Raw genomic sequence first — 18,047 nt, 5'->3', positions numbered from 1 at the left:
AACAATGGCAAGCCCCAGGCTCCCTTGCATCGAATGTTCACCGACAGGGAGCACACCATGAGCATGCCGAGTACCAGCAATGCGCGCGCAGCCACAGCCCCGATAAGCCTGCCTATCGAAGGGATGACCTGCGCAAGCTGCGTGGGCCGGGTCGAAGCCGCCCTGGCCAGGATCGAAGGCGTTGGCAGCGTGTCCGTCAATCTCGCCACCGAACGCGCCGACGTCCGCCCGACCGGCCCGGTTGATCGCATGGCGCTGATCCAGGCAGTCAGGAAAGTGGGTTACGACGTACCGGTCGACACCACCGAGCTGGCGGTCGAGGGCATGACCTGCGCCTCGTGCGTAGGGCGCGTCGAGAAAGCGCTCAAGGCCGTGCCAGGCGTCACGGATGCCACGGTGAACCTGGCGACCGAGCGCGCCACCGTGCACGGCATGGCGGTCGTGCAGGCGCTGATAGCCGCCATCGAGAAAGCCGGTTACGAGGCCCGCCTGGTTGATACCGGCGCCCGGGCCGAGGACGAGGCCGCAGAAAAGAAGGATGCCGAGCTGGCCAGGCTCAAACGCGACCTCATCCTCGCGAGCGTGCTGGCATTGCCGGTATTCGTGCTCGAAATGGGCTCGCACCTCATTCCAGGCATGCACGCATGGGTCATGGATGTCATCGGCATCCAGGAAAGCTGGTATCTGCAATTCGTGCTGACCTTGCTGGTACTGGCAATTCCGGGCTGGCGCTTCTACGAGAAGGGATTTCCTGCCCTGGTGCGCCTGGCCCCTGACATGAACTCACTCGTGGCAGTCGGTACGGCCGCCGCGTTCGGCTATTCGCTGGTAGCCACCTTTGCCCCCGGCCTGCTGCCCGCAGGAACGGTCAACGTCTATTACGAGGCGGCGGCGGTCATCGTGGCGCTGATCCTGCTGGGGCGCTTTCTGGAGGCGCGGGCCAAGGGTCGTACCTCCGAGGCCATCAAGCGTCTGGTCGGCTTGCAGGCCAAGATGGCACACGTTTCACGCGATGGCCGCATCGTGGACATTTCGATCAACGACGTGATCCTGGGCGACCTCGTGGAGGTCCGGCCCGGCGAACGCGTGCCGGTCGATGGCGAAGTGACCGAAGGCCGCAGCTTCGTGGACGAGTCGATGATCACGGGCGAGCCGATCCCGGTCGAGAAGGCGACAGGCAGCGCGGTGGTTGGCGGCACCGTCAACCAGAAAGGTGCGCTGATGCTGCGCGCCACCGCCGTGGGCGGGCAGACCATGCTCGCGCAGATCATCCGCCTGGTAGAACAGGCCCAGGGCTCCAAGCTGCCGATCCAGGCCGTGGTGGACAAGGTAACGCTGTGGTTCGTGCCGGCGGTGATGGCGGTCGCCGGACTGACCTTCCTGCTGTGGCTCGCGCTTGGGCCGTCACCGGCCCTGACCTTTGCCCTGGTCAATGCCGTGGCGGTGCTTATCATCGCGTGCCCCTGTGCAATGGGGCTGGCTACACCGACCTCGATCATGGTCGGCACGGGCCGCGGCGCGGAAATGGGCGTGCTGTTCCGCAAGGGCGAGGCACTGCAATTGCTCAAGGATGCCCAAGTGGTAGCCGTGGACAAGACCGGTACCCTGACCGAGGGCCGCCCGACCCTGACTGACCTGGAAGTCGCCCCTGGCTTTGAGCGCAACGAGGTTCTGGCAAAGGTGGCCGCGGTGGAATCGCGCTCGGAGCATCCGATTGCCCGCGCCATCGTAGAGTCCGCCGTGGAAGGTGGAGTCGAACTGCAAACGATGACGGATTTCGAATCCGTCACGGGCATGGGCGTGCGCGCCACAGTGAACGGCGCGCGCGTGGAAGTGGGCGCTGACCGCTATATGCGTGAGCTGGGTCTGGACGTGGATGAGTTTGCCCTTGCGGCCGAGCGTCTGGGGCATGAAGGAAAATCGCCACTCTATGCCGCCATCGACGGTCGGCTGGCCGCAATCATTGCCGTTGCCGACCCGATCAAGGCCACCACGCCCGCCGCCATCGCGGCGCTGCACCAGCTCGGCCTGAAGGTCGCCATGATCACGGGAGACAACGCACGCACGGCGCAGGCCATCGCCAGGCAACTGGGCATCGATGAAGTGGTGGCCGAGGTTCTGCCCGAAGGCAAGGTGGAAGCGGTACGCAGGCTGAAGGCGGAACATGGCCGGACCGCCTTCGTGGGCGATGGCATCAACGACGCACCGGCGCTGGCCGAGGCCGACGTGGGCCTGGCCATCGGTACCGGCACCGATGTGGCAGTGGAGTCCGCCGATGTGGTGCTGATGTCCGGCAGCCTGCAAGGCGTGCCCAATGCCATCGCGCTCTCCAAGGCCACCATTGGCAACATCCGCCAGAACCTGTTCTGGGCCTTTGCCTACAACACAGCGCTGATTCCCGTGGCCGCCGGGGCCTTGTACCCGACATTGGGCGTGCTGCTGTCCCCCGTCTTCGCCGCAGGTGCCATGGCCATGTCGAGCGTATTCGTGCTGGGCAACGCGCTACGCCTTCGCCACTTCCGGGCACCGCTGGCAACAGCGTCCGAGACAGCTCATTGAGCGAAGGGGATAGCCATGAACATTGGCGAAGCATCCAGGATATCCAGAGTCTCGGCCAAGATGATCCGCTACTACGAGCAGATCGGCCTGATCCCCGCCGCGAAGCGAACCGACTCGGGCTATCGCGCGTATACCCAGGCCGACGTTCACCCGTTGCATTTCATCCGTCGCGCCCGCGACCTCGGATTCTCGGTGGCCGAGATCGGTGACCTATTGAATCTGTGGAACGACCAGTCGCGCCAGAGCGCCGACGTCAAGCATCTCGCACAGCAGCATATCTCCGAGCTGGACCGGCGCATCAAGAGCCTGCAGCAGATGGCCGCGACGCTCAAAGCACTGATCCACTGCTGTGCGGGCGACGAGCGGCCCAACTGCCCGATCCTGCTCATCCTCGAGCGCCCCGATGACGGGGAGCAGGAGCCCGAAGCGCGCACCGGCGCCGTGCCGCGCCGCTATCCCGGCAACGGGCTATCAAGACGCACGTGAGCGTACTGACCGTCAGGAACACGACATGCCCAGAATCACCGTTCTTCCCCATCCCGGTCTGGCGCCAGAAGGCGCCGTGCTGGACGCACCTGCCGGCATCTCGATCTGCGAGGCGCTGCTGAAAAATGGCATCGACATAGAGCACGCGTGCGATATGAAACGCGCCTGCACGACCTGCCACTGCATCGTGCGCAACGGCTTCGGCTCTCTCAAGGAAGCCGATGAGTACGAGGACGACCTGCTCGATCGGGCCTGGGGACTGGAGGCGCAGTCGCGCCTGAGCTGCCAGGCCATCCTGGCCGGGGAAGACCTGACCATCGAAATCCCCAGATACACGATCAACCATGCCAAGGAGACCCCCTAAGGCGCGGCGTACCGCATTGGCCAGCCTATCCCTTGACCTTCCAACCGTGGCAAGAACCACACTGCCTGGCACCCCAACACGAAAGGAGTTTTCCATGCAATTCCATCTTGATGACATGACCTGCGGCGGCTGCGCCCGTACCGTGACCAAGGCCATCCAGACCATAGACCCCAGCGCTCACATCGTCACGGACCCGCCAACCCGCCTGGTCCGGGTACAAACGTCGGCACCGGAGGAAAAGATCGTTGCGGCCCTGCGCGAGGCCGGCTTCCCGCCGCGCTCGCAGTAACGTCCGATCGCGGTCGATCCTGATTCAGATCGACCGCGATGCTGGTACGCCATGCAGCGTTGGCCCCCCTTGCGATGAGCCAGCCGCCTGGCAATCGCCGACAGTGATTGTCCGCGATGCAATCACCCAGGCGCTCAGGCGGCAACGCTGCATGGACCTCGGGCCCGCCTTGGATGAAAGGCTTCATGGACTACCCCCGCTATGCTTGCCGACGGAGGGATAGCAAGGGCACTGGCCTCGTTTTTACACAGCCTGGGCCAGAAGCGAAACAAGCGTCATTGCGTTGATGACGAGGCAAGCATTCTGATCAGGAAGCTCCGGAGACTATCTACAGCCTTGGAACCCTGCGACGCCTTGCTGCGATAGACAGCAACGTCCATCGAATCCAGCGGCCCCAGGTTATGCTCCCTTCCCAAGATCTGGAGATGGGCCGGCACGGTACAGCGTGTCAGCACCGCCACCGCGATTCCGCTCTCGACGGCAGCGACCTGCCCCGCCAGGCTCGAGCTGTTATAGACGACCTTGTAATGACGGCCTTGCCTGGCCAGGGAATCGACGGCGCATCGGCGCGCGAGGCTGGCCGATTCGTAGACCGCAATCGGCAAGGGATCGCGCCGCCACAGGTCGAATTGCGCAGATCCCACCCATGCCATGGGCTCCTGGAACAGGAACGCTCCGCGCCGTGGGCTGTCACGCGAGACCAATGCCAGATCGAGGTCACCGCTCATCACTCGGGGAATGAGCGCGGTCGACTGTTCGCAGGTCAGCTCGATCTCAACACCGCCATGCCTTGGCGCAAAACGTTTCAAGACCGGCGTGAGGTAGTGCGCTGCGTAGTCCTCGGCGACACCCAGGCGGATTCTCCCGGTCAGTTCCTCGCCCCGGAAGGCTGCTTGTGTCTCGGCGTGCAATGCCAGCATCCGTCGCGCATAGCCCAGCAGCGTCTGTCCGTCGTCGGTCAATTCAAGATGCCGTGGCCCCCGGCTCAGCACCTGTCGGCCGAGCGCTGCCTCCAGCTTCTTGAGCTGCATGCTCACGGCGGATTGGGACCGATGCACCTCGGCGGTGGCGCTGGACAGAGAGCCCGTATCGACCACCGCGACAAAGCATTTGAGCCAATCGATCTGTAGATCCCGAGGCGACATCTGCACCACTCCTGCATTCGAAAAACGAATAGCTGATTGCCAGAATATGCGCTTTTCGTCCAGCCAATGTCTTTGCATGATTGATGGGCGCGCCGCCGGCGGCATTCATCCTGGAGATTTCATGCACTTCGACACCTGGCTGCTCTATCTGCTGACCTGCGGCGGTATTTCGGTCGTCCCCGGCCCGAATGCACTGCTCGTCCTCACCCACGGTGCCCTTCACGGCACCCGCAAGACGCTTTTCACGATCTCCGGCGGCGTCATCGGCTTCATCGCCATGATCGCACTGTGCGTGCTCGGCCTGGGCGCTCTGCTGAAGGCCTCGATCCTCTGGCTGACCGTCCTGAAAGTTATCGGCGGGCTCTATCTCATCTGGCTGGGTGTCAATCTCTGGCGTTCGGAGCCGGTGACACTTTCCCTGGGCGATCTTTCAAACTCCAGCCAACTGTTGCTGTTTCGCCAGGGTCTGTTGTCCGCCATCTCCAATCCCAAGGCCTTGCTGCTGTTCACCGCATTCATCACACCCTTCATCGACCCGCATCGGAATCTTCTGCTCCAAACGGTTGTCATGGCGCTGACCTATGCGACGGTGGAATTTGCAGTTGAATTCGGCGTGGCCAGCGCCGCCAATCGCGTGCGGCCCTGGCTAGCAAGGGCGGGACAGCGTTTCAATCGAGTGTGTGGTGGACTCTTTGTGGCCTTTGGTGCGCTGCTGCCAACTCGTTGAGTGATGCCAATGTCTTTACACGCTCCGGGCCGATGACGGACATCGGCAGGTAGCGTTTCCTTCCGGACAACAGGTCTGCTCGCTTGCTTTCAGGGAGAGAGGAAATCATTAGAACACCACAATCCCGCAGCGTGCGCTCCCCATCACGGGCACGCGCGCGTGCCGTCGGCCATCGGCTGTGCATCAGCGTGGCCCGACGCAGGGAAAGGATCGAGGCGGCCAATCTTCGGGGCAGGCCCCTCGCGACCAAGGGTGGCCAGGGCGCCGCCGCCGTTCTTCAGGAAACAGAAGCTTTCAAACGGTACGCCAACCGGCAGGCGTGGAATGCCGAAGCGTGTGTTTTCCGGGGCGATATAGCCGGATACCGGCAGGGTGTACTGTCCCGAGTCCAGGTGGCCGTTGACGACCTTGCGTGAACTGTGACCCTCGATGCGAATGCGCACATCGCGGGCGACCGGCAGGAAGTTGGCCTTGGCCGGCAGGTCGATGCGGATGCGGCCGATCTGCGCGGTGGGCTGTGGCGTCAGGGTAGTCAGTCGCCGCTCCTTCTCCTGGTCGCCCTCCTGATCGATGACGAAAACGTCCACGCGGCGCGCCGGGTCGGTGGTGAAACCGACGATACGGAAGCGGGAAGTCTGCTCCTGGTCGATGCCCGGGAACGGTTCCCCCAACGTCCCCACCAGCGCCACCTCCACCAGCACATAAGCCGGATCGGCACGGGGCGACGTGTAGATGCCGGTCAGCGCCTGCAGCGCATGGGCGGCGACGAACGAGGTGCCGGGCGCATCGACGATCGGCATGCCGCTGTAGGTGATGTAGTCGCCGACCACCAGCGGTGCGGGCTTTTCCGGGTCGCAGCCCGAGAGCGGCGCAGCGGTGGGTTCGGCGGCCACGGCGCCGCAGGTGAAACGCCCGGGCTGCCCGGGATCGCCGGCAGCGCGACGGTTCCCGCGCGGGCACAATGCATCCTCCGCCGGCGGGGCGACCCGGGGAATGCACATGGGAAAGCCGGTGCTCGCCGTCACCGGCGCGTTACCCGGATCGGAGGTGAAACGATCATCGATCAGCTCGCCACCGCTCTTCTCGCTGTTCTTGCGACCGTAGACACCCAACGCGTCGTTGATCCGTACCCGCGCCGTAGCGGTGCCCGTCAACGTGCCGACCAGCAGCTCACCCTTGTCATAATCGATGGCGCGGATGAAGCCGGCACCCTCGCCTTCTTCGTTGAACCCCTGCGGCATGAGGTTGACCACGCCAGCGATGTACCGTCCGCCGACCATGTTACCCAGCGCCTGCACCATCACCGGCAGCGTCGGCGGTGGCTGGTCGGCGAACGCCAGACCGCTGGCCGCCTGGGGCGCTGCCAAGGCCTCGCCCCAGCCCGGTTGCTTGCCACGGAACAGATCGCTCAGGGTGAGGTACTGGCCGGGCATGGTGATCAGCAGGTTCCTGGGCAGGATCACCCGCGCGCCATTGACGGTGAGGCTACCGCCCGACAACGGATCGCCGGGGTTATCCACCTTCAGCTCCTGCAGGTATCCGGTCAGCAGGAACGATGGATTGGGGTCTTCGCCGCGCGCATCGCCCAGCCCGCCGAGCAGGAGCAGCGCCAGCACGCATTGCCCCAAGGCCAGCCCGTATTCATTGCCGTTGCGTGTAGGCATGGTCGCCTCCTGTCCACAGGCCGACAGCGAACCCGTGGTGCTGTTGCCGGGTGAAGTTGAGCACCACTCCGGGGCTGGGCTCGAACTGCTGCAGCGTGCCGAGGGCAGTGATGAGATTTTCCGCAGTGAGGCGCTTGCCGCTGCGGGCCAGGGTTTCGATCAGGGTCTGTGCTGCCGTGTCGGCCAGCAGCGTCCACAGGTGCTGGCTCGCCGACAGGCCGTCGCCCGGTGATACGGCCTCGGGCATCGGCAACGCCACCCACTCGCGCAGGGGGCCCGGAGTCCGTTGCGGCGGCGCCCCGGAGATCACCGCGAGGCTTCCCAGGCAAACGCGGGCCGAGCGTTGCGCCAATTGCTGGCGCGCCTCGTCCAGCAACCGTGAATCGAGCAGCGCGATCACGCGGGAAGCCCCGGCGTCGGCCAACTGCGCTTGCAACTGCCGGGTATCGGTGATGGCGAGCGTGCGCACGCCAGGATCGCTGCCGAGCCGATCCGCCAGCGGGTCGCCGGAGTGATGGAGCAGCAGCGTGGCACCGTCGGGCTGCGGACACTGACGCGCCAGCTCGGCGGCCAGCCGGCCGACCTGCGCGGCCAGGCTCGGCAACAGGTAGCTGAGCCGCGCCTCGGACGAGTCCTCCCGGGGCACGCCCAGCGTGGCGACCATCGCCACCTGGCGCTGCGCCAACGCCTGGCGCAGCTCGGCATTCGGCTCGGGCAGCAGGCTGCCGACCAATGCGAATACCGGCGGAGCCCCGGAGTCGAGCAAGTCGCGGGCGGCCCGCGAGGCGCGGGCCGGCGAGTCCCCGGCATCGACCACCACCAGCTCGATACGCCGGCCGAACAGACCACCGTCGGCATTGAGGGCGGCGAAGCGCTGCTCCAGCGTGCTGCGCACCAACCGACCGACTGCGGCCTGCGGTCCGCTCAAGGGCAGCACACTGGCGACGGTGATTCGCTCGTCGGTGACGCCGCGGGGCTCATCGCCACGACCGCTTAGCTGCCGCAGGTAGGCAACCAGCGCCTGGCCTTCGTCAGCACTGAGGGCGAAGCGCGGCATTGGCGCCTTCAGCACTCGTTGCGCGCGGCCACGTCCGTCGCGAATGGCCGCCAGCACTGCGTCGGCATCCGCGTAGCCGGGCCCATCCGGGTTGCCCAGCATCAGCAGGTGCCATTGCAACGCCGGAGCCCGGACGCCGCCCTCACGCAGCCCGGCGCCCTCGCTGCCATGACACTGGATACAGGCCATGCCGCTGAGCTCGACGCCATTGAGCCGCGGCGCACGGCTGAACTCGCGCTCGCCACGGTAGAGCGCGCGGCCCATCTGCAAGACAGACTCGTCCGCCAGCGCCCCTCCCGCCAGCGCCAGGGCCAGCAGCGCCGCTACGCTCCTCATGCGGCCAACTCCCGCAGGAGCTCGACCACCGTCTGCGGCGGATTGAGCGACGAGGTGCGCGTCCAGCGGCCACGGCGAGTGTCGCCCAGCCACAGCAGCGGCGGATGCTCGCTGAGGTTCGTCGAGCGCACCTCGAAGGCGCGCAGCACCCGGCCGATGTCATCCGCCTCGCCGGTGAGCAACAACCAGTCGGACTCGGGCAGTTGGAAGCGCTCGGCGTAGGCGCGCAACTGTTCCGGGCCATCGCCGTAGGGATCGACGGTGATGGAGACGACCCGCAATCCGTCCAGGCCCGGCTCGCCACGCAGGCGCCGGTAGGTCTCGCGCATCAGCGCGGTCTGCGGCGGGCATAGCGTGGTGCAGGCGGTGAACATGAATCCCACCGCGACCAGGCGCTCGGCGAAAACCTCGGCCAGGCGCCAGGACTGGCCATGCTGGTCGAGCAAGGTGACGTCCGGCAACGCCGGCGAACCCAGCCAGTCCGCCGCCAGCAGAGCACGTGACCAGGAGCCGGACAGGCAAGCCCCGGCAAGCAAGGTGGTGAACAGGCTACGGCGTCTCATCGCGGCGCCTCCAGCGGCCAGCGCAGCGTGCCGAGGCGGCCGCGCTCATAGCCGGTGCCCAGCGCCGGCGCACGCACCAGCAGTTCGAAACGCCCGCCACGCAAGCCATGCAGCTCGGCCCGATAACGGCCCTCGCCCAGCGGCACGGCCGTCGTGCGACCTTGCCAGGGGCCTTGCCACTGCACTGCCAGCAGCGTGACGTCGCCCGTGTCCAGTGCCTTGCCGGCGGCATCGTGCAGGGCAAATTCGACCTGCGCGACATCCTCCGTCGCGGCGCGCACCGCCTGCAGCTTCGGCGTGGCCGACGGGTGTTCCTGCGGTGCGGCCGGCATGCCCTGCAGATCGAGCACGAAGCAACTGGTGATCGACGGTTGCAGGTTGCGGATCACCACGTCATAGCGCCCGCTGCGCTCGACCTGAGTCGCCGCCTCGAAGCGGCCGGGCCTGCGCTCCACCAGGCTGCTGTCGAGGACCAGCAGCCCCCGCATGGGCCGGCGGTAGTTACTGAAGCTGCCCACCGGCACCATCATCCCTTCGACATAGCGGTAGATCATGGCGTCGGCCGGGTTGCCCACCAGCATGCCATTGCCCTCCGGCGCCGGGGCCATCGGGCTGGCAACGTTCAGGCTCCGTGCAAGCTCCGCCGGAGTGCCGCGCCCCATCGGCACATTGACCGTCACCAGCTTGCCGCGCCGCGCCTCGCCGAGGTTGACCAGGCGCATGTCGGCCGACTCCTGGCTGCGCACATAGGCGAAATCCCGCGAGAACCCCAGGTGGTCGGGACGACCGGGGATTTCCAGCTCGTCGACGCGCCGGGCAGTGGCCAGGTCGATCAGGCTCAGGCGGTTGCTCATGCCGTTGAGCACCAGCGCGTAGCGTCCGTCGTCGAACAGCCCGAGGGCTTCCACGCCCGGCTGCAGGGCGATGCGTTCGACCTCGCCGCTGGCGGGGTCGATCAGACTCAGCGTACCGGCGTTGATCGCCAGCACCGCCAAGCGTTGCGCCGCTGCGCTCCAGGCGCTCGCCACCGGCGTACCGGGCACCTCGACGGTGGTGATACGGCCACCGACGCGCTCGATCAGCGACACGCTGTTGCCATCGGCGTTGGTCGCGGCGAGCCATCGGGCGCCCGCATCGACCATCAGGGTGTGCGGGCCCTCGCCCACCGCCAGCCGCTCGAGCACCCGGCCGTCGCTGGCGTCCAGCGCCAGCAGCTCGGCGCCGCCATCGAGGCCGACCCAGACCTTGCGCCCGTCAGGGTCGGCGACCAGGCGCGTGGGCAAGCTGCCTTCCCCGGTATCGACAAGGCCGACCAGGCGCCGCGTCAGGCTGTCGACCAGGGCGACCTTGCCGATCTCGCGCAGGCTGATGAACAGCCGCTGCGCCTGGGCCAGCCATACCCAGTCGTAACCCCGGGACGGCAGTTGGACGATGGATTCGAGCTTACTGTTGCGCAGGCCGACATGGGGGTTGATGAACGCCACGGTGTCGTCCTGGTTGAGCGTCACCAGGCGATACCCATTGAGGTCTACGTCCGCCCGCGAGCCGAGCGAACCGGCCATCAGCGTCTGCGCCTTGAATGTGCACCCCAGTTCGTTGGCGACCTGCTCGGAGTGGCGCCTGAGCATCCACGCCGCCGGCCGCGCACCCTCGATGGGCAGGCCGCTGCGCGCGTCGCTGAGGCTGATGCGGGTCAGGCCGTTGCCGTCGTGCAGCGCCTGGTAGCTGAGTTCCACGGTCACCCCGCCCTGGGTGGCGCTGAGTACGCTCGGCTCGCCGGCGAAGGCCGGCGCGGCCAACGCCAGCAGGAGGAGAAACCGGGCCATGCAGATCATCACAGGAAATACACCCGGCCAACGGCCACGCGCTTGAACTGGCCGGTGTTGTTGGCGTCGATCAGGTCGAACTTGACCTCGTCGATGCTGCGTCCATTGCCGGTCCTGGCGCCCAGGACCGGCGCGCTGCCACGCTGCTGGCTGAGGGCGACGGCCGGCGCCACCAGACGGAACCACAGGCCGTTGTCCAGACGGACCTTCAGCGAGGCGATGTAGTAGTCGCCGAGGTTGCCGTTGGCCGAGAGGCACGCACCGACCTTGCTGACCGGCTGGGAGAACTTCAGGTGGATCGGTTTCATCAATTCACCCGCGCCACGGATCGAACCCAGCAGCAGGGGTTCGTCGACGTCGAAGTTGTAGCCGAACAGCCCGTCACGGCATTGCGAATACACCAGTGTCGGACCGTTGCGCACGATGGTGATGCGCTGGTCACCGACGACGAAGGCGCGGTAACGGCCACTGACCGACACGTCCTGGACGAGGGGTCGAACGCCGCCGTTGAAGTCGGCGAACGATTGCCAGGACGCCGTCTGGCAATCGGCGCTGAGGGCATTGCGGTCGAGCACCGCTTCGAGGTCCGCGCTCATGGTTTGTCCTCCTTGAGGTCTTCAGTGGCGCCCGACGTCACCCGCAGCAGGCCCCAGGTCCCGCCGTCGAAGACGAAGCTGGCCTGGCTGCGCCACAGGTAGTCCATTGCCACGCCCTGGCGTCCGCCGGCCTTGAGCAACAGGTTGGCGCTCATCAGCGGACCCACGCCGTTGTAGCTGCCCTGGTTGATCCAGCCGTGTTCCACCGCGTCGGCATGGCTGGCGAAGGGCACGGGCACGCCGGCGTTGCCCGGTTGCACGTCGCGGACCAGGTGGTACGGCATCGGGTCCCACTCATGGCCATGCACGGCGATGGCCTGCTGGCGGGTGTGGCCGCCGGGGTGGACGATGCGCAGGCGCACTTCGCTGCCGGCGCGAGCCAGCAGCAGTGGCGTCTCGGGGTCGCAGACATGCCGCAAGGGTTGCGCCAGCAGGTCGATGCCGGCCTGGCAGCGGATGTCCCGCGCGGCGACCAGCGCGCCTTTCGCCTTGACCAACTGGTCGGCGCTGGCCGGGCTCACCGGCATGCGCCGGGCGTCATTGCGCTGCACCTTGGAGCTGAGCACCCCGGCGTAATCGAGCTGGTTGCGATCCTCGAAGGGCACCGACGGATCGCCGCCGCGGCGGCCCCAGAGTGGCTCGCTACGGTAGTTGACGGCCTTGGCGCCATAGTCGTCCGGCTCCTCGGCGCCGGCGAGGTTCTCCAGGCGGTTGCCGTCGATCTTGGCGTCCACCGCGTCCTGCAGCACCAGCACCAGGTCGCGGTAGCGGCGTTGCTCGCGCCGGTCCTCGGCGATGGCGTTGCCGTCCTTGTCCAGGGTCGGAGAGAAGCAGACCGTGGCGCTGATATCGCTGCGACGGTCGGCCTCACGCTCCTCGACATTCTCGGAACGGCACACGCGGCTGCCCTGCGGACCGATCACCAGCGCGCCGATGGCGCCGTGCGCCGGGTGCTTGATCACGTCGGCGTAGCTGCTCAACGGCAGCGCACCAAACTCCACCGGCGTGGGCACCTGTCGACCCTTGTCGTCCATCCGGTACTCGCCGGCGTACCAGATGGCGAACGATGCCGACGTACAGGCGCTGTCGTCGGGCGCATCGGCAGTGCAAGGCGGTATCAGGTTGCCTTGCGGGCGGTCCTGGGCGGGGTCGTCGCGCCCGGCATCCCAGCGGCCGTTGCTGCCGATATTGGCGCCATCGGCGTCACGGCTGTAGCGGGCGAGCATCGGCGTCGAGAGGCCGATGCTCGACGACATGCGCAGCTGGTTGTAGTTGAAGCCGTCGAGAATCATCGACATGAAGTTGTCGCTGAAATGCGCCGTGGTGCGTTCGCCATTGACCACCGGGCCATCCGGCAGTACCGCCGGCAGGTGGTTGCGCAGTTTGACGAACAGGCAGGCGCCAGCCGGCGCGCGCAGCACCAACGGCTCGATTGGCCGCGTGCCGTTCTGTACCTGCTGGCGCAGCTGGGTGAGGATGAAGCGGTTCAACTGGCCGGCATCGAGATACGGGGCGGCTGCCTCCGCGAGGGCCGCGTCTTCCTCCACCAGGTCGTCGTAGAACCCCTTGGGTTCGTCCTCGCCGGGCAGGCGGTTGTTGCGCACGTAAAGGATGGCGTTCGGATCGTCCAGGCGCAGGCGCTGGTTGTAGGGGATGCCGCGCCGGCCCGCGCCGCATCCGCCCGTCAGCTCGCAGGCGCGCACCGCGCTGATATCGAAGAACAGCTGCGGGCTGCCAGCCGGGCAGACCCGGAGCGAAGCTTGGTCGTCCGCCGGCCGTGGCGGCAACGGCACCGGGTTGCCGGGCAAGCCGTCGAGCCGGGCGATGCCGGCCTGGACCACCGGTTCGCTGACAGGCGCCTGGCCGTTGCGCGCCGGGCTGTCCTTGCGCCCGTAGCTGCGCACCAGGCCCCACATGCCATCCCAGAGCTGGTCTACGGAGGAACCGAAGTACAGCGAATCGAGCACCGGAGTGGCCAGCGGGTTGACCTTGATGTCGAACTCCATGTGCTCGGAGATGCCCAGCGGCTGGGCGCTGGTCCAGCCGGAACGGGGGTTGTCCGGCTCGCGGGACCACTTGTACTCGCTCATGGCGAAGACGTGCTGGGCCTCCTGGGCCCCCTGGATCAGCCGGATGTACAGCGGGTCCCCTTCGTAGCCGGCGACCACCGGCGTCGCCGGGTCGCCCAGCATGCGCCAGGGCTCCTCGAGTTGCAGCCGGCAGGCGCCCGGCAGTTGCGTGGCGGGATAGAGCGCGCAGTTGAAGTCCCGGCGCCAGCGCTCGATGTCGGCTAGGGTCTTGTCCAGCCGGTTGCCCAGGCCGGCCTGCTTGAGGATCTGCCGTGTCCGGGGCGACACCACCGCGCCATAGGACTGGGTGGCGAGCAGCCGATCGGGAGAGGCATGCACCTGGGTGCTGAACACGTTGGCCATGTCGCCGACACAGTCGTAGCGCCCCGGCGGGCAATCCTTCTGGCGGTAGTCGAAGCCGCCCAGTGACGTGTTCGGCGTGCGCTCGGTGATGCGCAGCGGCACCGGCTCGTTGCGGTAGTTGATCAATTGCGTGCCGGGGTCCTCCGAGGAGATCGCCAGCGGGCGCGGCTGATTGAGGGCGACCTGGCGATGCCCGAGGCGGATCTGCGAACGGTCCGGGTCCTCCGGGTTGATCGGCTCCAGCGCGGCGTTGTAGAGGATCGAGAAGTCAGCCAGGGTCAGCGCGTATTCGCGCCGGGTGTCGGGGGCGCGCAGCGCCGGCGGGCAGTCCAGCTTGGCGTCGGTACGGGCCGGGTCGAGCGGGTTGGAGTCCTTGCGCGATCCGCTTTGCTGCGGGGTCGGCACGCCACCCCAGAGGCACAGCGGCGAGACGATGTTGGCACGGGTCGCGGTCGGACCGCCGTCCTCGCGCAACTTCAGCGGCTCGCGCAGCTCGTTGGCGGCCACCGCACGGGCGGCGGGGTCGGGCGCGCGAACCTTGCAGCGCTTGTCCAGTTCGATGGTCCATTGGGAAAGATTGGCGCCGCCGATCAGCTTGCCGCGCTCCTTGTCCCGCAGCGCCGCGTCGCGGCTGCACAGCTTGCTCCAGTCGAGGTCCCTGGCGTCCAGGCGCAGCCAGACCGAGTTGCTCGGCTCGACGATCAGCGCGGCGTAGAGGCCATGCTGCTGGTGCGAGCTGGGGCCGAAATGGTCATGGGTGAACACCGTGCGCAAGGTGTAGTCGCGGCCATTGCGCGGGTCGAGCAACGGGTCGGCATACCAGCGCTGTACCGTGCGCTGGGCGCCGCAGAACGGGTATTTCTCGGCAAGGGTCTTGAGTGGCAGCCCGGCCGCATTCGCGGGACAGGTGCCCTTTTTCTTCAACGCTGCACAACGCGCATTGCCCGGCGCGCACGGAGCGGCGAACAGCGGGTGGGTGCGCAGCGCCAGCGGGGCGACTCCGCGGGCGCCGGCGGTATTGTTATAGGCATGCACGCGCTCGCGCACTTCCTCGGGGGAGAACGTGCCGTCCTCGTAGTTCCAGCCGTTGCCCGCCCCATCGGAGGCGGTTACGTCGAACTTCACCAGGTGGATGTGCTGGCCGATGGTGTCGGTCGGCGTATAGATCTGGAAATCGTCCAGCGCCAGTGCGTTGGGCACCAGGTTGCTGTGCTTGAAGTTGATGCAGTCGCCGGAGTTGGCGCGGAAGAATAGCGGCTCGGGCAGGCGCGCGCGGGTGTTGGGATCGATGATGTCCTTGATGTCCTGCTCCAGCGAGAGGATGCGCGCCTGCGGATCGAACCAGCCGTGGCGGTTGACGGTGAGTTCGGTCTGGATCACGCCCACGCGATAGTCGCGCACCGGCGCCGGGGCCGGGCATGGGTCGGCGAAGGGCGCGCCGGACACCGGTGCGCGACCATTGACCCAGAACACCGGCGGGCCCTCGGGCGTGTCCTGCTGTTCGACAGTGCTGGCGCGGCTCGACTTGTAGCCGCGCGCCTCCTGTTCCCACAGTGGATTGCGCGGATCGTCCGCCTCGCTCACCGGCTCCAGCCCCGGCGCGCTCAGGGTGCCGGCATGAAACGCCATTGCGCTGCGCTCCTTCGGCTCGCCCTCCTCGTCGAGCAGCCGGATGCCGGCGATGGACTTCCACTCCTCGGCCAGCGCGTACAACGCATTGGGGTTCTGCTCGAAGACTCGCCGGGCGTTCAGTTGCGCGCTCGGCGTGCCCTTGGCCAGCGCCGCTTCGAGCACATCCTGGTTGGCCAGCGCGCGCTCGGTGAGGTTGCCCTTGTTCTCCCAGCCGGTGAGCACATGGCGCGGCAGGCCGCCGTTGACCGGCTGGCCGTCGACTACGTCCATGTCCTTGGGCGGTTGCGGCGGCCGGTGACCGGGCTCACCGGGAATATAGAAGGGATAGCCGGCGAACTGCTCGGTGGGCATCGGTGCCAGTGCGGAACCGGGGATCGGCACCAGAGCCGGGCTTTCCGTGCCGCCGGCGACTTCGGCGTCCGGCAGCTTGCGTGCGTCGGAGCCATCCTCGAATACGTCGTGGGTGCGCCACAGCTCCCACATGCCCTGGGCGAAGTGCGGATAGAGATGGCAATGGAAGATCGAGTCGCCAGGCGTCAGGTTGCGGTTACCCGAGCCGCCGAACTCGATCTCGTAACTGAAGGTGGCGCCGGGGGAGATGGTCTGCGAGTCGAGGTAGGTGGAGCCAGCGGCGCTGGGGTTCTGCACCCACTGGTGGGCATGCAGGTGGAAGACGTGGGTTTCCTTGGGCCCCGCATGGATATTGCGAAAACGTACCGCGTCGTTCAGGTACGAGTGGTGCACGTTGGAGGGGTCGTCGGGATACAGCGCGCCGACCGGTTTCCGGCCGTCATCGCTCCAGCGCAGCAGCAGCGCCGGGTCGCCGTTGGCCCAGGAGCTCAGGAAGAACTCTTCCGCGCGGCACTCCGGGCAATCCCTGGCCGGACCGGTGCGCCGATTGCGGGCCAGCACCATAGCGCCCATGCCGCCGGCGCCGTAGTTCACCCCCATGTTGTCGCGGATGTAGAACAGCGGGTTGGACTCGTCCTCCAGTTCCGCGAACGCCTGCACCGCCTTGATCTCATCGTGCATGATCACGGTGAATTCGCGGTAGGCGTGACCGCAGCTGTTACCGAAGGCGTATGCCTGGCAGTGACGGTCGGGGCCGGTGGTGTCGTTGTGGTCTGGCGCCTCGCCGGTGAGCACGACGATGGCATTGAGGTCGGAGTGGACGATCTCGTCGCCATCGAGCATGGCCAGTATCGGCATGCCCGCCTGCGGCCCGCTGGCATAGCGGGCGTTGTCGTAGTCGAGATTGGAGAATGGATGGCTGCCCGACGCGGCCGGATGGGCGGCGGCCTGCAGATCGCCGTGAGTGACCTGCGAACGGTACCAGCGGGCGCCGCGCGGCTGCACGTTGACGGCGCCGAAGAGCCCCGCGCCGAGTTGCCCGCCGTCCCCCTCCCCGCCGACGCTGGCGCCGGTGGAGTATGCGAAGTAGGTTCCTTCGCGTACCGCCTGCAGACGGTAGATGGCACTCTGTCCGGGGTAGACCTGGCCGCCCTGCTGTTCCAGGCGCTGGCGCAGCGCGGCATCGGTGGCGGGGTTCAGCACGGCGCGATTGAGGCCGACGTTATCCCCGTCGGTGCCGCACAGCCAGGCGTGACCGGCAGTCGAAGGCGGGCACTCGTCAGGGCGCATCGGCACCAGGTTGAGGCCATTGACGTGGAACGCGGCGGCACGGGTATAGGGCAGGTCGTTGCTGACCGACATGGCGCGAACCAGGTTGCGGCCGTCGCTGCCATTGGCGGGGTAGACCGTGCCGTAGTTGTCCTCCATGTGCGCGGGGACCTTTCCGGCATATTGCTCAGGCAGGTTGCTGCGCTCCTCGGGCACACCCGGCAGGAGCAGGTTGTGGAAGCGCACCTCCAGGCAGTCGCCTTCGTTGGCGCGCAACACCAGCGGGCGCGGACGCTTACCGGGACGCAGGCGCACGTGGCCGGGGGCCTGGGTCAGGTTGCCGTCGTCGACCGGCGTGCCATCGGCGATCCGCGGATGGCCGGAAAACACCACGTCGCGGCGCAACGCATAGAGCATGCCGGCCGGGTTGAACGCGCCGAAACGGTTGAGTACGTAGGCCTGCTCCAGCGCCACTACCTCGGCACGCAACGTGCGTTGGCAAAGGACGGGGGACGGCGCGCCGAGCGTTGCCCCTGCGGGGGCCGCAATGGCCAGTTCACTGGCGGAGCCCAGGACGCACAGGGCGAGCCACTGGCAGGCAGAACGTATGGGAAAGCGCATGGACTCTCTCCTCTTTCGTTCGGTGCCGGCACACGTCGCGACACGATCGAAACAGCACAGAATCCCCGCTCAGGGCACACTCCTTGGAGCATCCGCTCACTACTACAGCACCCGGACTAGATCCAGCAGG

Annotated in this window: 12 protein-coding genes; 5 read left to right on the top strand and 7 right to left on the bottom strand. The window is 67.0% G+C overall.

The window, feature by feature from the left end; translation table 11 throughout:
* Nucleotides 1–57 precede the first annotated feature (57 nt).
* The 4 genes from ACYCAX_RS19200 to ACYCAX_RS19185 all read left to right on the top strand — a co-directional run bounded on the left by ACYCAX_RS19200 (nt 58) and on the right by ACYCAX_RS19185 (nt 3,698).
* A complete protein-coding gene (locus tag ACYCAX_RS19200) occupies nt 58–2,559 on the top strand; it encodes a heavy metal translocating P-type ATPase (RefSeq protein ID WP_460248601.1) in 2,502 nt (833 codons plus the stop codon).
* A 15-nt stretch (nt 2,560–2,574) separates the two neighbouring features.
* A complete protein-coding gene (gene cueR, locus ACYCAX_RS19195) occupies nt 2,575–3,045 on the top strand; it encodes a Cu(I)-responsive transcriptional regulator (RefSeq protein WP_294972797.1) in 471 nt (156 codons plus the stop codon).
* 25 nt (nt 3,046–3,070) lie between these two features.
* Nucleotides 3,071–3,409, top strand: coding sequence for an ISC system 2Fe-2S type ferredoxin (gene fdx, locus ACYCAX_RS19190; protein ID WP_294972799.1), 339 nt, complete (start codon nt 3,071–3,073; stop codon nt 3,407–3,409).
* 94 nt (nt 3,410–3,503) lie between these two features.
* Entirely contained in the window at nt 3,504–3,698 is a 195-nt protein-coding gene (locus tag ACYCAX_RS19185; RefSeq protein ID WP_015476008.1) for a heavy-metal-associated domain-containing protein, read from the top strand.
* Between the two features lie 275 nt (nt 3,699–3,973).
* Here the strand turns inward: ACYCAX_RS19185 and ACYCAX_RS19180 are convergent, their stop codons facing one another.
* Nucleotides 3,974–4,843, bottom strand: coding sequence for a LysR family transcriptional regulator (locus ACYCAX_RS19180; RefSeq protein WP_294972801.1), 870 nt, complete (start codon nt 4,841–4,843; stop codon nt 3,974–3,976).
* A 121-nt stretch (nt 4,844–4,964) separates the two neighbouring features.
* Here ACYCAX_RS19180 and ACYCAX_RS19175 point away from each other — a divergent pair, with 121 nt between their 5' ends.
* Entirely contained in the window at nt 4,965–5,570 is a 606-nt protein-coding gene (locus tag ACYCAX_RS19175; RefSeq protein ID WP_294972803.1) for a LysE family translocator, read from the top strand.
* 143 nt (nt 5,571–5,713) lie between these two features.
* Here ACYCAX_RS19175 and ACYCAX_RS19170 read toward each other — a convergent pair whose 3' ends face one another.
* From ACYCAX_RS19170 to ACYCAX_RS19145, 6 genes are read right to left on the bottom strand one after another with little or no spacing between them, the layout of a single operon-like run.
* Nucleotides 5,714–7,234 carry a hypothetical protein gene (locus tag ACYCAX_RS19170; RefSeq protein WP_015476005.1) on the bottom strand — a complete coding sequence of 507 codons (1,521 nt, stop codon included), beginning with the start codon at nt 7,232–7,234 and terminating at the stop codon, nt 5,714–5,716.
* Nucleotides 7,212–8,627 (bottom strand): cytochrome c/ABC transporter substrate-binding protein, encoded by a 1,416-nt coding sequence (locus ACYCAX_RS19165; protein ID WP_294972806.1) that lies wholly within the window; start codon nt 8,625–8,627, stop codon nt 7,212–7,214. The genes ACYCAX_RS19170 and ACYCAX_RS19165 overlap by 23 nt, the downstream gene beginning before the upstream one ends.
* On the bottom strand, nt 8,624–9,190 hold the full coding sequence (locus tag ACYCAX_RS19160) for an SCO family protein (RefSeq protein ID WP_015476003.1): 567 nt from the start codon (nt 9,188–9,190) through the stop codon (nt 8,624–8,626). The genes ACYCAX_RS19165 and ACYCAX_RS19160 overlap by 4 nt, the downstream gene beginning before the upstream one ends.
* The gene (locus ACYCAX_RS19155) at nt 9,187–11,016 is read right to left on the bottom strand and encodes a YncE family protein (protein WP_460248600.1); all 1,830 of its coding nucleotides are present in this window, start codon (nt 11,014–11,016) and stop codon (nt 9,187–9,189) included. Before ACYCAX_RS19155 ends, ACYCAX_RS19160 begins: the two co-directional genes overlap by 4 nt.
* A gap of 8 nt (nt 11,017–11,024) precedes the next feature.
* The gene (locus tag ACYCAX_RS19150) at nt 11,025–11,612 is read right to left on the bottom strand and encodes a hypothetical protein (RefSeq protein WP_015476001.1); all 588 of its coding nucleotides are present in this window, start codon (nt 11,610–11,612) and stop codon (nt 11,025–11,027) included.
* Complete coding sequence (locus ACYCAX_RS19145) at nt 11,609–17,917, bottom strand: hypothetical protein (protein ID WP_460248599.1); 6,309 nt, start codon at nt 17,915–17,917, stop codon at nt 11,609–11,611. Before ACYCAX_RS19145 ends, ACYCAX_RS19150 begins: the two co-directional genes overlap by 4 nt.
* Nucleotides 17,918–18,047: the final 130 nt, after the last annotated feature.

The organism is Pseudomonas sp. MT3 (assembly GCF_054720805.1).
This window is presented reverse-complemented; position numbering and strand designations above follow the sequence as displayed.

Bases quoted from the DNA above. Each gene is read 5' to 3' on its own strand.
- ACYCAX_RS19200 (WP_460248601.1), top strand. From the start codon at position 58: ATGAGCATGCCGAGTACCAGCAATGCGCGCGCAGCCACAGCCCCGATA.
- cueR (WP_294972797.1), top strand. From the start codon at position 2,575: ATGAACATTGGCGAAGCATCCAGGATATCCAGAGTCTCGGCCAAGATG.
- fdx (WP_294972799.1), top strand. From the start codon at position 3,071: ATGCCCAGAATCACCGTTCTTCCCCATCCCGGTCTGGCGCCAGAAGGC.
- ACYCAX_RS19185 (WP_015476008.1), top strand. From the start codon at position 3,504: ATGCAATTCCATCTTGATGACATGACCTGCGGCGGCTGCGCCCGTACC.
- ACYCAX_RS19180 (WP_294972801.1), bottom strand. From the start codon at position 4,843: ATGTCGCCTCGGGATCTACAGATCGATTGGCTCAAATGCTTTGTCGCG.
- ACYCAX_RS19175 (WP_294972803.1), top strand. From the start codon at position 4,965: ATGCACTTCGACACCTGGCTGCTCTATCTGCTGACCTGCGGCGGTATT.
- ACYCAX_RS19170 (WP_015476005.1), bottom strand. From the start codon at position 7,234: ATGCCTACACGCAACGGCAATGAATACGGGCTGGCCTTGGGGCAATGC.
- ACYCAX_RS19165 (WP_294972806.1), bottom strand. From the start codon at position 8,627: ATGAGGAGCGTAGCGGCGCTGCTGGCCCTGGCGCTGGCGGGAGGGGCG.
- ACYCAX_RS19160 (WP_015476003.1), bottom strand. From the start codon at position 9,190: ATGAGACGCCGTAGCCTGTTCACCACCTTGCTTGCCGGGGCTTGCCTG.
- ACYCAX_RS19155 (WP_460248600.1), bottom strand. From the start codon at position 11,016: ATGGCCCGGTTTCTCCTCCTGCTGGCGTTGGCCGCGCCGGCCTTCGCC.
- ACYCAX_RS19150 (WP_015476001.1), bottom strand. From the start codon at position 11,612: ATGAGCGCGGACCTCGAAGCGGTGCTCGACCGCAATGCCCTCAGCGCC.
- ACYCAX_RS19145 (WP_460248599.1), bottom strand. From the start codon at position 17,917: ATGCGCTTTCCCATACGTTCTGCCTGCCAGTGGCTCGCCCTGTGCGTC.